The sequence below is a fragment of the Virgibacillus halodenitrificans genome, from assembly GCF_001878675.1.
Taxonomy (GTDB): Bacteria; Bacillota; Bacilli; order Bacillales; family Amphibacillaceae; genus Virgibacillus_Q; species Virgibacillus_Q halodenitrificans.
In genome coordinates, this window is sequence record NZ_CP017962.1 from 1,399,922 (window position 1) to 1,414,968 (window position 15,047).

The 15,047-nt window shown below is 36.7% G+C and carries 15 protein-coding genes; 12 read left to right on the forward strand and 3 right to left on the reverse strand.

All coding sequences use genetic code 11. From position 1 onward, the window contains the following. Nucleotides 1–33: 33 nt before the first annotated feature. From BME96_RS07370 to motS, 12 genes are all read left to right on the forward strand, one after another. Nucleotides 34–351, forward strand: coding sequence for a thioredoxin family protein (locus BME96_RS07370; protein WP_060679244.1), 318 nt, complete (start codon nucleotides 34–36; stop codon nucleotides 349–351). 32 nt (nucleotides 352–383) lie between these two features. Beyond that, the gene (locus tag BME96_RS07375) at nucleotides 384–1,187 is read left to right on the forward strand and encodes a DUF1444 domain-containing protein (protein ID WP_071648777.1); all 804 of its coding nucleotides are present in this window, start codon (nucleotides 384–386) and stop codon (nucleotides 1,185–1,187) included. Nucleotides 1,188–1,203: 16 nt separating this feature from the next. Continuing rightward, entirely contained in the window at nucleotides 1,204–1,812 is a 609-nt protein-coding gene (gene ytpR / locus BME96_RS07380) for a YtpR family tRNA-binding protein (RefSeq protein WP_071648778.1), read from the forward strand. A gap of 115 nt (nucleotides 1,813–1,927) precedes the next feature. Further along, complete coding sequence (locus BME96_RS07385) at nucleotides 1,928–4,255, forward strand: DNA translocase FtsK (RefSeq protein ID WP_071648779.1); 2,328 nt, start codon at nucleotides 1,928–1,930, stop codon at nucleotides 4,253–4,255. A gap of 97 nt (nucleotides 4,256–4,352) precedes the next feature. Then, nucleotides 4,353–5,465, forward strand: a complete 1,113-nt coding sequence (locus tag BME96_RS07390) for a nicotinate phosphoribosyltransferase (protein ID WP_060679241.1) — start codon at nucleotides 4,353–4,355, stop codon at nucleotides 5,463–5,465. Nucleotides 5,466–5,589: 124 nt separating this feature from the next. After that, nucleotides 5,590–6,891 carry a UDP-N-acetylmuramate--L-alanine ligase gene (gene murC, locus BME96_RS07395; protein ID WP_019378164.1) on the forward strand — a complete coding sequence of 434 codons (1,302 nt, stop codon included), beginning with the start codon at nucleotides 5,590–5,592 and terminating at the stop codon, nucleotides 6,889–6,891. Nucleotides 6,892–7,199: 308 nt separating this feature from the next. Next, nucleotides 7,200–7,604 carry a DUF948 domain-containing protein gene (locus BME96_RS07400; protein WP_060679239.1) on the forward strand — a complete coding sequence of 135 codons (405 nt, stop codon included), beginning with the start codon at nucleotides 7,200–7,202 and terminating at the stop codon, nucleotides 7,602–7,604. A 23-nt stretch (nucleotides 7,605–7,627) separates the two neighbouring features. Further along, the gene (locus BME96_RS07405; RefSeq protein WP_071648780.1) at nucleotides 7,628–8,059 is read left to right on the forward strand and encodes a YtxH domain-containing protein; all 432 of its coding nucleotides are present in this window, start codon (nucleotides 7,628–7,630) and stop codon (nucleotides 8,057–8,059) included. Nucleotides 8,060–8,408: 349 nt separating this feature from the next. Further along, nucleotides 8,409–9,497 carry a bifunctional 3-deoxy-7-phosphoheptulonate synthase/chorismate mutase gene (locus BME96_RS07410; protein ID WP_071648781.1) on the forward strand — a complete coding sequence of 363 codons (1,089 nt, stop codon included), beginning with the start codon at nucleotides 8,409–8,411 and terminating at the stop codon, nucleotides 9,495–9,497. 154 nt (nucleotides 9,498–9,651) lie between these two features. Further along, nucleotides 9,652–10,647: a catabolite control protein A gene (ccpA, locus tag BME96_RS07415; RefSeq protein WP_019378160.1), complete on the forward strand. Its 996-nt coding sequence runs from the start codon at nucleotides 9,652–9,654 to the stop codon at nucleotides 10,645–10,647. Between the two features lie 56 nt (nucleotides 10,648–10,703). Next, nucleotides 10,704–11,528 (forward strand): flagellar motor protein MotP, encoded by an 825-nt coding sequence (motP, locus tag BME96_RS07420; RefSeq protein ID WP_071648782.1) that lies wholly within the window; start codon nucleotides 10,704–10,706, stop codon nucleotides 11,526–11,528. Then, the gene (gene motS / locus BME96_RS07425; RefSeq protein WP_019378158.1) at nucleotides 11,518–12,306 is read left to right on the forward strand and encodes a flagellar motor protein MotS; all 789 of its coding nucleotides are present in this window, start codon (nucleotides 11,518–11,520) and stop codon (nucleotides 12,304–12,306) included. Before motP ends, motS begins: the two co-directional genes overlap by 11 nt. 237 nt (nucleotides 12,307–12,543) lie before the next feature. Here the strand turns inward: motS and BME96_RS07430 are convergent, their stop codons facing one another. From BME96_RS07430 to BME96_RS07440, 3 genes are read right to left on the reverse strand one after another with little or no spacing between them, the layout of a single operon-like run. After that, entirely contained in the window at nucleotides 12,544–13,701 is a 1,158-nt protein-coding gene (locus BME96_RS07430) for an acetoin utilization protein AcuC (RefSeq protein WP_071648783.1), read from the reverse strand. Next, complete coding sequence (locus BME96_RS07435; RefSeq protein WP_019378156.1) at nucleotides 13,698–14,351, reverse strand: acetoin utilization AcuB family protein; 654 nt, start codon at nucleotides 14,349–14,351, stop codon at nucleotides 13,698–13,700. Before BME96_RS07435 ends, BME96_RS07430 begins: the two co-directional genes overlap by 4 nt. Beyond that, nucleotides 14,352–15,005: a GNAT family N-acetyltransferase gene (locus tag BME96_RS07440; protein WP_019378155.1), complete on the reverse strand. Its 654-nt coding sequence runs from the start codon at nucleotides 15,003–15,005 to the stop codon at nucleotides 14,352–14,354. It lies immediately after the preceding gene. Nucleotides 15,006–15,047: the final 42 nt, after the last annotated feature.

Sequence of the window (15,047 nt, forward strand, 5' to 3'; positions counted from 1 at the left end):
CAAAGATATGATAATTACAGGAGATGATAAAAAATGAAAAAACCAGAAACTATTGAACAATTAAATGAATGGATAAATCAAGAAAAAGTTGTATTATATTTTACGGCAGGATGGTGCCCGGATTGTGTGGTAATTGAGCCAGTCTTACCGGAAATAGAAGAAAAATTCCAAGCCTATACATTTATCAAAGTAGACAGGGATGAATTTATTGACATATGTCAGCAGTATGACGTTTTTGGTATACCAAGTTTTATTGCATTAGCAGAAGGCAAGGAATTAGGACGGTTTGTAAGTAAGAACAGGAAGAGTCAAGAAGAGATCGAAACATTTTTAAGTGATTTGCCAGGATAGTTTATCACTAAATAGAAGAAGGAGAAAAGATTATGAAAATGACATCTTTAAAATTAAAGAAAATACTTGATGATAAATTAGCAAACGAAAATTATCGTACCAGCTATAACCGGGATAAAGATACATTTCGGATTGAGTGGAAGGAAAGCAGAAAAGGTATGACTATTACGCTTCCGAATGTTGTAGCAAAATATAATACACGAGGAGAAGCTGCAATTGAAGAACTGGTAGACCATATTAATGAGGCTTTAAGAATTATGAATGAAGAACACCAATTGACAGGTATGGAAAAGCATATTTTTCCTGTTATACGAGCAACTTCATTTCCAACCACCACCAAATCAGAAATAAAACTGGTTTATAAAGAGCATACGGCTGAGACGAGAATTTATTATGCGCTTGATTTAGGGAAATCTTATCGCTTAATTGATGAAGACTTATTAGAAAAAGAAGGTTGGAATAAAGATAGAATCGATGAGATTGCTACTTTCAATTTAAGATCCTTGGAGACGGAGTATAAAATGGATCGGGTAGCCGACAACAATTTTTATTTTTTTGCCAAACAGGACGGATATGACGCGAGTCGTATACTTAATGAAGCATTACTAGAAGAAATGAAAGCAAACAGTTCAGGAGAATTGGCTATCGCAGTTCCACATCAGGATGTGTTAATAATAGCTGACATACAGAACAAAACAGGGTATGATATATTAGCACAAATGACAATGAAGTTCTTTGCCGAAGGGCGAATACCGATCACTTCGTTACCATTTATTTATGAAAATAAAGAATTAGAGCCGATTTTCATTCTTGCAAAAAACAAACCCGAAAAATAAAGAAAGGATGACTAAAATGGATGTATTTTACAACCCTAAAGGTGTAGGTAATGTGCTATTAATCCCTATAGAGAAGGGCGATCGTTATGAACGCTCTTACACTAAACATGGAGATATTGTTCGTATTACAAACAAAAATGATAAGGTTTTGGGATATAATATTTTTCAGGCTTCCAGCCACTTTAATCTTAACCAAACTGGGAAAATACAATTAACTGAGGATTTGTTAGAAGAAATAAAGAAACAATTTAAACAAAATAATATAAACGATTCTTTGGATTTTGATCTTAGTCCCAAATTTGTTGTCGGCCATGTCGTTAGCAAGGAAGTACATGAAAATGCTGATAAACTGAGTGTTTGTCAAGTAGATGTTGGAAACGAAACATTGCAAATTGTATGTGGAGCACCAAATGTGGACGTAGAGCAAAAAGTAGTTGTAGCAAAGGTAGGAGCAACTATGCCAAGTGGATTGAAAATTAAACCGACAGAATTAAGAGGGGTACCTTCGAATGGTATGATATGTTCGCAAAAAGAATTGGGTATGCCAAATGCCCCTAAAGAGAAAGGAATTTATGTCTTAGATGACAATGTAGAGGTCGGAAAGGAATTCTCTTTAACAACCTAAGTACTTCAGGTTGTTTTTCTTTTGTACTTTCTATTTTCTAACCAAATTTGGATCGAAAACTGCTAAAATAGGATAAAAGCAATTTTTAAATAGAAAAGAGAAATGAGTGAATGATATGTGGCAACGATGGAAAGACAAAATAAAATCATTTTTTACAGAAGAAATTGAAGAGCAAGAATACATTGAAGAACAAAAGTATGTTATGAATAATTCCAGGCAACAACATCAACCAGAAGCTAGAATGGTTTATCGTTATCCGGAAAGAAAATCGTTTCGTTTTCCAGTGATACCGGATGATTCAAAGAAAATGGAACGAAATACAGAACCGAAAAGGAAACGTAATACAGAAAGAAATATAGATGTGGAGAAACAAAAACCAAAACCAAGTACAGAATCATCAATACGAAAGATACAACCTTCCATAGAAAAAAGGAAAGCTGCTGACTATGAAAGAAAAAGTCAAAGTACCACCAGTGGATGGAAGTCGAGGGAGAGCGGGAACAAGGTATATAAAAAAGATTCCCAACCGTTCACACCTACAGAGGTTCCTTCTCCAATCTATGGTTTCCAGCCTAGGAAGCAAGAAAAAATAATTGAAGATGTGCCAGCATTTCAACGTAAAAAAGAGAAACTAGTGGAAGAAACTAATTTATCTTCTCACATAGAGCCTAATCATAAGGTGGATACATACAAGGAGAGCGAAAACTACTTACACCAGTTGGATGAACCGCAAGAGTTAATTCAATTGGAAGAGGATAATTTATCAATTGACCAAAGTCATAGAGAAATAGAAGTGGAGGAGAAGTTGGAAACCGAATCCGAGTTAATACCTGAAACGGAAACAGAAACAGTATCTCCACTGGAAGAAAGCGAAAAGAAAGAAACAGCAACAGCAAAATCGAATAGCCAACAAGAAAAAAGAGAAAACAAGGAATCAAAGCATGTACCGTTCAATGTTATGATGACGCCCAGAGACAAAAAGAACTTGTTCGATAAACATAAAAAAACGCAAGAGTCCTCTAAAACGATAAAAAAAGAAGTAGCTATTCCTCATTATTTGTTAAATGATCCAGTGGTTAAGAATAGTGAGGATCATATATGGGTCGAACAACAGAAAGAATTATTGGAGCAAACATTAAAGCATTTTAATGTACGTGCTAAAGTAGTTAATGCTACCCAAGGGCCTTCTGTCACGCGATTTGAAGTACAACCTGAGCTAGGTGTGAAAGTTAGCAAAGTGAAAAACCTTAGTGATGATTTAAAATTAAATATGGCTGCGAAGGATATTCGAATTGAGGCACCAATCCCAGGCAGAAATACAATTGGGATTGAGATTCCTAATCTAAAAGCTGAAATGGTGGGTCTTCAGAGTATATTTGATTCAGAAGAATTTAGTCAAAGTAGTTCTCCATTAACAATTGCGTTGGGATTAAGTATTGAAGGGAAACCACTAATTACAAACATTCAAAAGATGCCCCACGGACTAATAGCTGGAGCTACAGGATCAGGGAAAAGTGTTTGTATTAATACAATTTTAATTAGCTTAATATACAAAGCAAGTCATGAAGATGTAAAGTTTATGTTAATTGATCCTAAAATGGTCGAATTAGCGCCATATAATGGAATTCCTCATCTGGTTTCACCTGTAATTACAGATGTTAAGGCTGCAACTGCTGCGTTGAAGTGGGCAGTTAGTGAAATGGAAGACCGATATGAAAAATTTGTGCAAGAAGGCGTTCGAGACATTGAGCGATATAATCAAAAGGTTAAAAAACAAGGAAGAGCACATGAGAAAATGCCTTATATTGTAATAGTTATTGACGAACTGGCAGATCTTATGATGGTCTCCCCTCAAGACGTAGAGGATTCGATTAGCCGTATTGCGCAAAAAGCCAGGGCCTGTGGTATTCATTTGTTGCTCGCAACACAACGACCTTCTGTTGATGTAATAACTGGCTTAATTAAAGCGAATATTCCTACCAGAATTGCTTTCAGCGTTTCTTCCCAGGTTGATTCAAGAACCATCCTTGATACGAGCGGGGCTGAAAAGCTGCTCGGAAAAGGAGATATGCTCTTTATAGAGAACGGAACAGGTAAGAGCATTCGTCTACAAGGTCCATTTGTGTCGGATGATGAAATAGAGCGGGTCACCAATTTTGCAAGAAACATTGCCGAACCTAATTATTTATTCGAGCAGGAACAATTATTGGAGCAAATCACCATGGATGAAGAAGAAGATGAACTACTTCAAGAAGCCATAGATTTTATAGTTGAGCACAATAGTGCCAGTACATCCCTTCTGCAGCGACATTTTAAAATAGGCTACAATCGCGCTGCGAGGCTAATTGATACACTTGAACAAAGAGGTATGATTTCCGGACAAAATGGGAGTAAACCCAGAGAAGTTCTAATTACAAATTCCCAGTTGGATGAAATAAGGTAGTTTTTAGTAGTATAAGTGGATTATTCTTGTTTCATGATATATTTTTATATATCATTAGAAGAAATGGAAAACAATAACCTTTATAAGGAGAAACATAATGAAAGAAATCACTCAAAAGTTAGAAGGGAAAATTAATCGGCTTACAAATAAAACATTTAAATTCGATGAACGTATAAAGGAAGGCTGGTTTTCTGCAGTTTATTTTTTAAAGACAAAAGAAATTGCTGAAAATAAGTTGCCTGATAACTATGTCACTATGCAATTTTTTCAAAAAGAAAATGCTGTTCTATGTGGAACGGACGAAGCTATTGCTTTGCTGCATACTTTCGCGGAAAATCCTGAAACGCTTGAAATCCACTCCTTAAAAGATGGAGACAGAATAGGTCCTTATGAATCAGTACTTACCGTCTCAGGAGCATATCAACAATTCGGTTTTCTGGAAGGGATTATTGACGGAATATTGGGAAGAAGAACATCTGTGGCTACAAATGTATACAATGTTGTAAAAGCGGCGAGAACATCCGGAAAACAGAAGCCCGTCATATTTATGGGAGATCGAGATGATCACTATACCCAACAGGCTGGTGATGGCTATGCTGCATTTATCGGAGGTTCTACTGCACAGGCTACACATGCAATGAATGAATGGTGGGGGAAAAAGGGAATGGGTACGATGCCTCACGCATTGATTCAAATGTTCCGTGGAGATATTGTTGCTGCATCAAAGGCCTATCATGAAATGTACCCAGAGGACGACCTTGTTGCGTTAGTCGATTACAATAATGATGTAATTACAGATTCCTTAAAAGTAGCCCATGAATTTGGAAAGGACTTGCAGGCTGTTCGCATTGATACATCAAGAACGTTGGTGGATAAATACTTTTTAAGAAACCATCATTTAATGGGCACGTTTGATCCTAGAGGAGTAAATCCGGAATTAACGTTTGCTTTGCGAAAAGCACTTGATGACGAAGGTTTTAGCCATGTGAGAATTATGCTTAGTGGGGGCTTTACAGAGAGTCGTATTACCCATTTTGAAAAATTAGGTGTACCTGTTGATATGTATGGAGTAGGAGGAAGTCTTTTAAAGATCAATATTGGTTTTACAGGTGACAATGTATTGTTAAATGGTTCACCTGAAGCAAAAGAAGGAAGAAGATTCCGCCCAAATCCTCGTTTGGAAAAGGTGACGATGAATCAAGCTGATTAACAGACAACCCCCCTATTCTATTTCAATCCATTATTTGATATAATAAAACGATAGTTGACAAAATTACTATTGAAAATATGGATAATTAATTTGATTTTCAGGTACAATTTGGAGGTTCTTTTTTATGACAACTTACCATTTTATTGGTATAAAGGGGACTGGAATGAGTGCACTAGCCCACATACTCCATGATTCTGGAGAAACTGTGCAGGGGTCAGATGTAGAAAAGCAATTTTTTACACAGGAAGCACTTGAAGAGAAAAATATTCCTATTTACCCTTTTTCAGAAACCAACATCAAAGAAAATTTCACGGTGATCGCAGGTAATGCATTTTCTGATGATCATATTGAAATACAAGAAGCTAAGAAACAAGGTGTTACGTTTTATAGGTATCATGAATTTTTAGGAGAATGGCTAAAACAATATACAAGTATTGCAGTAACTGGAGCTCATGGTAAAACGTCTACAACAGGCCTGCTTGCACATGTGCTTAATGAAAGCTTTCCTATCTCTTACCTTATAGGTGATGGTACAGGTAAGGGTCATGTAGACAGTAAGTATTTTGTCTTCGAAGCTTGCGAATATCGACGACACTTTTTGAGTTATGAACCGGATTATGCGATCATGACGAATATTGATTTCGATCATCCTGATTATTTTACAAGTGTTGAAGATGTTTTTCAGGCCTTCCAGTCAATGGCAGATCGTGTTAAAAAAGGGATAATTGCTTGTGGTGATGATGACCAACTACAACAAATCCATGCTAAAGTTCCGGTTGTTTATTATGGTTTTGCTGCTACAAATGATTTCCAAGCTCAAAATATAACGGAAACTCCTGAAGGAACTCAGTTTGACGTTTTTGTTAGAAATACGTATTACGATACATTCCAAATCCCCATGTTTGGCGAGCATAACGTGTTAAATGCATTATCTGTTATAGCTATTTGTCATTATGAAGGGATTAAGGCAGAACACATTAAAAATTTAAGCACGTTTAAAGGTGTTAAGAGAAGATTTACCGAGAAAAAACGAGGTAACCAGATACTTATTGATGATTACGCACATCATCCAAAAGAAATAACTGCGACGATTAACTCGGCTAGAAAAAAATATCCTCATAAAGAGATTGTGGCGATTTTTCAACCACATACTTTTACAAGAACAAAAACGTTTTTACAGGAATTTGCTGATAGCTTAAATGAGGCAGATCATGTGTACTTGTGTGATATTTTTGGTTCTGCGAGGGAAGAAACTGGTAAATTAACTATTAACGATCTACTTAAACTTATCCAAAATGGGAAGGTACTGGAATTATCAAAAACCGAAGTGCTTTCCGAATTTAATGACAGTGTACTTATTTTTATGGGTGCTGGGGATATTCAGAAGTTCCAGGCAGCATATGAAGAAAATAGTCCGGTAAAATAACTCAAATTAGAGAGCCTGCCATATTGCAGACTCTCTTTTTAATTGGCTCGGCACAATGAAATTCGTTTCATATAGGAGGATATCTAATTGATAGAATTTCAACAAAACCAAACTCAATAAAAGGAAATTAGATATAGTTGTCGAAATAATGTATAGAAAGATAATTTTTATGGGAGAATAGAAGGTTTGATATTTTCTTTGCAGGGTATTATTAAAAAAGGTTGTTTTTTGGTATACTAACAACAGGTTCGACACAAAAAGCCTCTGACACAGCATATTCCAACATAAGACAAGGAGTGAACATGAAAATGGAAATTTTAGGATACATAGCTGCAATTATTGCTGCATTGGCGTTCGTAGTACTAGTTGTATATGTTATTATCACATTAAAAGCAACAAAAGAAACTCTTAACAATGTATCGGAAACAATGACTAATTTAGAAAAGCAAATGCAGGGTGTTACTAGTGAAACAACAGAACTGCTTGTCAAAACAAATAAGTTGGCAGACGATGTCAATTATAAGTCAAGTAAGTTAAATGGTTTATTTGACGGAGCCAAAGGTATTGGTGATACTGTAAAGGATTTTAATGATTCCTTAAAACAATTATCTGAAAGCATTAGACGGACATCAAAAGAAAATCCGGAAAAAGCTGCTCAAGCAATTAAATGGGGCTCTGCAATGATGGACTTATGGAAAAAGAAAAATAAATAAAATGTTTAAGAGGAGGAATTAGAATGGAAGAGACAAAAAATAGTAATAGTAATATTAACACAAAAGATTTTATTATCGGCACATTAATCGGTGGTATAGTGGGAGTTTTTGCTGCCTTATTATTTGCTCCTAAAAGCGGAAAAGATCTGAGAAGTGATATTAATGAGGGTGCCTACCAAATGAAAGGAAAAGCTTCCGAGTTTAAAAACACTGCCCAAGAAAAAGGTTACCACTGGAAAGATAAGGCATATACCACCGGATCTGAGCTTAAGAGAAGAGCAATGGACACGACTTCTCAGTTAACTAAAAATGCCTCTGATAAAACTAAAGAATTAACGAAGACTGTTCAAAGCAAGCTACAGGATAAACGTACTAAAGAAGATGAAGCATTAGAGGCTGCCGAAGAAGTTGCTGAGGCAATCGAGGAAGCTGCAGAAGAAATGAAAACAAAATAATCCAGAAAATGACTGTTCTCTTGTAGAGCAGTCTTTTTTCATTGTTAACCATAGTACTTTGTGGTTGGCGGTAATTTCTATTAATGAACTAGCTTTTTAAGCTACTTTTACTTTAGCTGCATTCCATTGAGATTAAAATTAAATAGAAGGCTCTATTAAAGCCTGTCGAAGCTGGCTAAGTTACTTACGCTTTTGATATAAATAAAGGAAGTAAAGGCTCGAGAAAGATAAATAACAAAAAAATTTTGCTTAAATAAAAATTTCCCATCGACAATGAGAAGTATTTTAGCTATAATTGTCTCTAATTATTAAAAAATTGTGATCAAATACGTAAGAGGAGGAAGATTAGATGAAAGATTTAGAGCAGTTGAGAGAACAATTGGATGATGTGAACTTAGAGATTTTGAAGCTAATTAACCAGCGAGCATTACTTGTACAGGATATTGGCCAAATCAAAACAAAGCAAAGTATGAAGCGTTTTGATCCAGTAAGGGAAAGAGATATGCTTGATCAAATCACTTCACAAAATGATGGACCATTTGAAAAAGCAACAATTGAACATATTTTTAAAGAAATATTCAAAGCAAGTTTAGAGCTGCAGGAAGATGATCATCGAAAAGCTTTGCTTGTTTCCCGTAAAAAGAAGCCGGAAGATACTATCATTGATATTAAAGGAGCTAAAATTGGGGATGGCAAAACTCATTACGTTATAGGGCCTTGTGCAGTAGAAAGCTATGAACAGGTTGAAAAGGTAGCTGCCGCTGTGAAAAGCAAAGGGATTAAATTATTACGTGGGGGCGCATTCAAACCTAGAACATCACCATATGACTTCCAAGGGTTAGGGATTGAAGGGCTGCAAATTCTAAAGCGTGCTGCAGATAAACATGGACTGGCTGTTGTAAGTGAAATTGTTAACCCTGCTCATATTGAAGAAGCTCTTGATTATGTTGACGTAATCCAAATTGGAGCTAGAAATATGCAAAACTTTGAATTATTGAAAGCTGCAGGAGACGTGAATAAACCTGTATTATTAAAACGGGGGCTTTCTGCTACTATTTCTGAATTTATTAATGCAGCTGAATACATTAATTCAAGAGGAAATGGAAATATCATTCTTTGTGAACGTGGCATACGTACATATGAGAAGGCGACTAGAAATACATTGGATATCTCGGCGGTTCCAATTCTAAAACAAGAAACCCATTTACCGGTCATGGTAGACGTAACGCATTCAACAGGAAGAAGAGATTTACTACTTCCAACTGCTAAAGCCGCACTTGCAATTGGCGCAGATGGAGTAATGGCAGAGGTTCACCCAGATCCAGCTGTTGCATTATCTGATTCTGCTCAACAGATGGACATATCAATGTTTGATCATTTTATTGAAGAATTAAAAGAAATGGATCAACGAATTAAATTGGTTGGAGAAAAAAATTAATCTTCTCAGATTCAACATTTAATGCTACTTTTCTATTTAAAGGCTGTTCAACCTAGTTGAATTAGCCTTTAAATTTTTGTATTTTTTTTCGGAGTAGAGTATGATAAAGAAAATAGAGGACGATTTGTCATGTTAACTAGGAGGTAGAGTAAGAATGAATATAACAATTTATGATGTAGCAAGAGAGGCAAACGTATCCATGGCAACGGTTTCCCGTGTAGTTAACGGTAACCCCAATGTGAAGCCTACAACAAGAAAAAAAGTATTAGCAACTATTGAGAGATTAGGCTATCGTCCTAATGCAGTAGCAAGAGGGCTCGCGAGCAAAAAAACGACAACCGTCGGTGCAATTATTCCTGATATCTCAAGTATCTTCTTTGCTGAGTTAGCAAGAGGAATTGAAGATATCGCAACAATGTATAAATATAATATTATACTGAGCAACTCTGACCAAAATAAGGATAAAGAGCTTCAATTAATAAATACAATGCTGGAAAAACAAGTAGATGGCATTATTTTTATGGGTGGAGACATTACAGAAGAGCATGTGCAGCAATTTAAAACATCTTCAGTTCCTGTGGTACTTGCTGCTACTTACGATGAAAATGAAGACATACCATCCGTAAATATAGATTATGAAGAAGCAGCCTATGAAGCAACCAAATTTCTAATAGAACAGGGTAACAAGCAGCCTGCTTTTGTATCCGGACAGGAAGATACTCATATTAGCCTTTTGAAATATAATGGATACCGACGTGCAATCGACGAATCCGGAACTAAGATAGATGAGGAAAGAATAGTTAAAGGAGATTATTCTTATGACTCTGGAATAGAAGCGATTAATCACTTACTGCAGTTAGAAGAAAAGCCAACTGCTGTTTTTGTTGCTTCAGATGAAATGGCATTAGGAGTTATACATGGTGCCCAAGATAAAGGCTACAAGGTTCCGGAAGATATTGAAGTATTCGGATTTGATAACACAAGACTTGCTACAATGGTACGTCCTACACTTTCAACCATTGTTCAACCAATGTATGATATTGGCGCAGTCGCTATGCGATTGTTAACGAAGTTTATGAATAAGGAAGAGGTTACAGATCAAAAGGTAGTTTTACCTCATCGAATTGAAAAAAGAAATTCAACAAAATAGAACTTATGCCGATATAAGAATTAGAATCAATTCTACACGGTTTGGGGAGAGAAAATATGAGAAAACGAGATATATTGACTCCGATCGGCATAACGTTAGGTTTTATTATGATCATGCTAGCAATAATGTCCAAGGGAGGTACCGCAGGCGCCTCTCTTTTTCTAGACATATCATCAATCTTTATTGTGATTGGTGGTTTAATTGCTTCTATGTTAATTAATTTTAAAATGGAACAAATAAAGCTGACTAACAAAATAATTAGTGAAGCATTCCATAAAAACGATCTAAAATTACCTGAGCTTATTAGTTTGTTTATCCGATTGTCTGAGCGAGCCAGAAGAGAAGGGCTTCTCGCACTCGAGAACGAATTAGAAGAGGTGGAAGATCCTTTTATTCGTAAAGGAATCTTACTTGCTGTTGATGGCATTGAACCCGAGGTAATCAAGGATATTATGAATGCAGAGATAACTGCAATGGAAGATAGACATTATAGAGGAAGAACACTTGTTGAAAAGGCGGGTGAGTATGCACCAGCCTGGGGGATGATTGGTACATTAGTGGGGCTTGTGCTCATGTTAAATAACCTTCAGGACCCCACAGCCTTAGGACCAAGCATGGCTGTAGCATTGCTAACAACATTGTATGGTACGGTGCTTGCAAATTTAGTATTTGTACCCATGGCAAGTAAGTTGGAAACGAAAACGGAAGAAGAAGTTTTTATTAAACAAATTATTATTGAAGGTGTTATTGGTGTTCAATCCGGCCAAAACCCGCGTATTTTAGAAGAGAAGCTTAGTGCATTTCTCCCCAACGATCTAAAAGACAAACAAGAAGAACAAGAGGACTCTGGCTTCGTGGGGGAAAAAATTAATGAAGCGTAGGGGAATCAAAAAAAGGCAAAATAATGGTGCGCCAAAGTGGATGGTTACATATTCAGACATGGTTACACTGATTTTAGTATTTTTTATTTTATTGTTTTCCATGTCACAAATTGATTTGGTAAAGTTTGATGCGATATCTGAATCCTTTCGAAATCGCATGATATTTGATTTTTATCCATCACCAGTACCAATGGAGAATCCAACACAAAGCTCCAGTGAAAAAGAAACAGGTAAAGACTCGAATGAGTTTGAGGCTCCAACAGAAATAGAAGAGGAACAGTTAGAGATGTCGGAAACTGAGTCACTAAATGGACTAATGGATGAAATAGAGAAATATCTGGATAAAAATGAATTAAATAATGTGATTTCTGCTAATAGAACTGAAAGAGGCGTTGTTTTAGTATTGCAGGAGAAAATTCTTTTTGATTCCGGAGAAGCTAATATCATCGATGGCGGTAAACCGTTCCTTAATAAGATAGGATCATTGTTAAAAAAGATGCCCAATCAGGTGAAAGTAGAAGGTCACACGGACAGCAGGCCAATTTCAAATTATCGCTATCCCTCTAACTGGGAACTTTCAGGGGCACGTGCAAGTAGTGTAATAAGATATCTTATTGATAAGAATCAATTTGATGAATCCCGTTTTTCTTCTGTTGGTTATGCAGATACCAGGCCTTTAGTGCCAAATACTTCTTCGGTTAATTGGAAAAAGAATAGAAGAGTCGAGATAGTAATTCTAGATGAGGAAGCTACAATAAAAGAAGGAGATAACTCTTAAAAGTTATCTCCTTCTTTTATTGTAGAAAAATCGAAGTATAAGATTCTCCCTACGTATTTATTACCAGGAGGCGAGCATGCTTCTAGCCGCTTCATCAAAAACCTTCCAAGACAAAGACCGCCATTTCGGTTTCTTTCTTAAATGTAAAGGGAAGCCTGCATGACAGTGGGGCGAGTAAACGCAGCCCCATAGGGTGGCTAGTTTAGCAGTCTATCTTATTTTAAGAAAACTGTATTCTTAGGTCCTTTTTTTCGTGTATTTTAACAGACTTTCTAATAGTTTAGCATTTTTTTCAGTGATCTCTGTTTTTCGTGGAATATTTGGTACTATATCATCTGGATCATGCCAATATGAAGGCAGATTAACCGGAGATTGTTGCTGCCATCGAGATAACCAAGTAGCAGGAAGCATACCGGTTGCTGGTTTACCTGTAGCCATCACATTCCAAACTTGAGACCAAGCCCGTGGTACGACACGCCAAATATCGTAGCCTCCACCGCCAACTGCAATCCATTTTCCATCACAGTATTGATGTGCTAACTCATGTGCCAACAATGGAATTTGTTCATAAATTTTCATTGTAGCACATAAATGTGTCAAAGGATCAAGACAATGCGCATCAGCTCCATTTTGAGAGACAATAACATCTGGCTGAAAGAAATCCGTAATTTCCCTTAAAGCAGTTTCATAAACTTGGAGGAAGGAATCATCTTCGGTGAATGCGTCTATTGGCAGATTGAATGAATAACCATGCCCTTCTTTTATACCCCTCTCATTTACATTACCTGTTCCAGGAAACAAATATCTGCCGGTTTCATGTATAGAGAACGTGCAAACATTAGGATCATCATAAAAAGCCCATTGAACACCGTCACCATGATGTGCGTCTGTATCGATATAGAGCACCTTTAAGTTGTATTTCTCTCTAATGTACTTTATTGCTACAGCACTGTCATTGTAAATGCAAAATCCTGCTGCTTTTCTTTTAAATCCATGATGAAGTCCACCACCTAGGTTAAGGGCATGTTGGCTTTTTCCAGTTAAAACTTCATCTACTGCCGTTAATGTCCCGCCTACTAAATAACTTGACGCCTCATGCATACCAGGGAAAATAGGTGTATCTTCTGTTCCCAATCCGTACTCAAATCCATCTTCTGATGCAAGTTTACCATTACCTGCTTTTTTTACTGCATCAATATAGACAGGATCGTGAAATAATGCTAATTCTTCCTCTGTGGCCATACGTGGAGGAATAATCTGGGATTCACTTAAATAATCCATTTCCTCAAGTAATTCTTTTGCCATGAGAACTCGTTTTTGATTGAATGGATGATCTTCATTAAAATGATAGTTCAGGAATTCTTTAGCGAATACAAAAGCTGACTTGCACGTCATAGCTTTGGCTCCGGTACATTATTTGGCCACATTAACTCAAAGCCTGCAGTGCGGAGATCATTTATAATTGGTAGCGGATTCATAGTTTGAATACGGAAAACTAGTATCTTATAATTTGGATCATTTTTAAAAGGGTACACCAGGACAGAAATTATATTGGTTTTTCTTTTTCCAAAAACTGCGGTAACCTCAGGTAATATGCCGGGACGATGGGGTACTTTTACTTCAATATGGGAACCTTGTGTGTGTGTACCTGTTAATTGAATTAATGTATGAAGCATATCTTTTTCAGTTACTATCCCAACAAGTTTATTGTTGTCTCTTACCACTGGAAGTGCTGCAAATTCTTCATCATAAAAAACGCGCGCAATTTCCTCTACGAAATCCAGAGGATGTATTGTTATAACGGGTGTGCTCATAATTGTTTGGATTTCATTTTCAAGTTCCTCTGATATTGAATTTGTATCAAATACCGAAGGACTAGCATCGCGAACGTCCCGATCGGAGACGATTCCAATAACTTGATATTCTTCATTCACAATGGGGATATGTCTGATTCTATGCTTTTGCAATAATTGTAAAGCTTCAGCAATGGTAGCAGTTGGCGGCAAAGTAACCACTGATGTTTTCATTATTTCTTCAACTAGCACTTATAATCCCTCCCTCATATTACGATATTGATGTCTTTTCAAAAAACGCAGGGTGTCGAATCTTTCTACAGAGGCCTGGGATACATTTTTGCCAATGCGCACCATTAGACAATTTGCCGGATGGGATATTATTTCAGGATCGTCTGTGGGGGCAGGTACAAGGCCTCCAGCAGCCATCATCTTTTCCATTACTTTCCGATAATCCCAAATACTTAGCCGGGTTCTGTCAAGATCCCAATGCCAGTAATACTCTGTAGAGATAACGATATAATTCTCCATATATTCATCTAACATGGAGACCTTTAATAAATTGGATGCAATTTTCGCCCCCCGATAGGCAGGGATAACTTCTATAGCTCCCAATTCAATGAGTTCTTCCATTTTAAACTCAGACCATCTTTCCAGAGGATCTGGATGTAAATAGGTTACATATCCAACTATCGTGTCTTCTGTACGTGCAATGATAAGGCGTCCTTCCGGGAAATCAGCTATACTTTGGATAGCTTCAAACTGTTTAGGTGCTGGACGGAATGCGGTTAAATGTTCATGAAATTGATATTTTTTTAATTCACCCGAGGATAAAGGACCTTCAATGGTAATTGTTTCGTCTGCTGTGTGCTTAGTTAGGGAATGATAGTTTTTCGTGTGCTCCAATCATTTCACCACCTGTTTAAAATAATGTTTAGATTACTGTAC

Excerpts from the sequence above, each read along its gene's own strand:
- motP (WP_071648782.1), top strand. The coding sequence starts at position 10,704 with ATGAGAAAACGAGATATATTGACTCCGATCGGCATAACGTTAGGTTTT.
- BME96_RS07405 (WP_071648780.1), top strand. The coding sequence starts at position 7,628 with ATGGAAGAGACAAAAAATAGTAATAGTAATATTAACACAAAAGATTTT.
- motS (WP_019378158.1), top strand. The coding sequence starts at position 11,518 with ATGAAGCGTAGGGGAATCAAAAAAAGGCAAAATAATGGTGCGCCAAAG.
- ccpA (WP_019378160.1), top strand. The coding sequence starts at position 9,652 with ATGAATATAACAATTTATGATGTAGCAAGAGAGGCAAACGTATCCATG.
- BME96_RS07390 (WP_060679241.1), top strand. The coding sequence starts at position 4,353 with ATGAAAGAAATCACTCAAAAGTTAGAAGGGAAAATTAATCGGCTTACA.
- BME96_RS07375 (WP_071648777.1), top strand. The coding sequence starts at position 384 with ATGAAAATGACATCTTTAAAATTAAAGAAAATACTTGATGATAAATTA.
- BME96_RS07385 (WP_071648779.1), top strand. The coding sequence starts at position 1,928 with ATGTGGCAACGATGGAAAGACAAAATAAAATCATTTTTTACAGAAGAA.
- BME96_RS07400 (WP_060679239.1), top strand. The coding sequence starts at position 7,200 with ATGGAAATTTTAGGATACATAGCTGCAATTATTGCTGCATTGGCGTTC.
- BME96_RS07410 (WP_071648781.1), top strand. The coding sequence starts at position 8,409 with ATGAAAGATTTAGAGCAGTTGAGAGAACAATTGGATGATGTGAACTTA.
- BME96_RS07430 (WP_071648783.1), bottom strand. The coding sequence starts at position 13,701 with ATGACGTGCAAGTCAGCTTTTGTATTCGCTAAAGAATTCCTGAACTAT.
- ytpR (WP_071648778.1), top strand. The coding sequence starts at position 1,204 with ATGGATGTATTTTACAACCCTAAAGGTGTAGGTAATGTGCTATTAATC.
- murC (WP_019378164.1), top strand. The coding sequence starts at position 5,590 with ATGACAACTTACCATTTTATTGGTATAAAGGGGACTGGAATGAGTGCA.
- BME96_RS07370 (WP_060679244.1), top strand. The coding sequence starts at position 34 with ATGAAAAAACCAGAAACTATTGAACAATTAAATGAATGGATAAATCAA.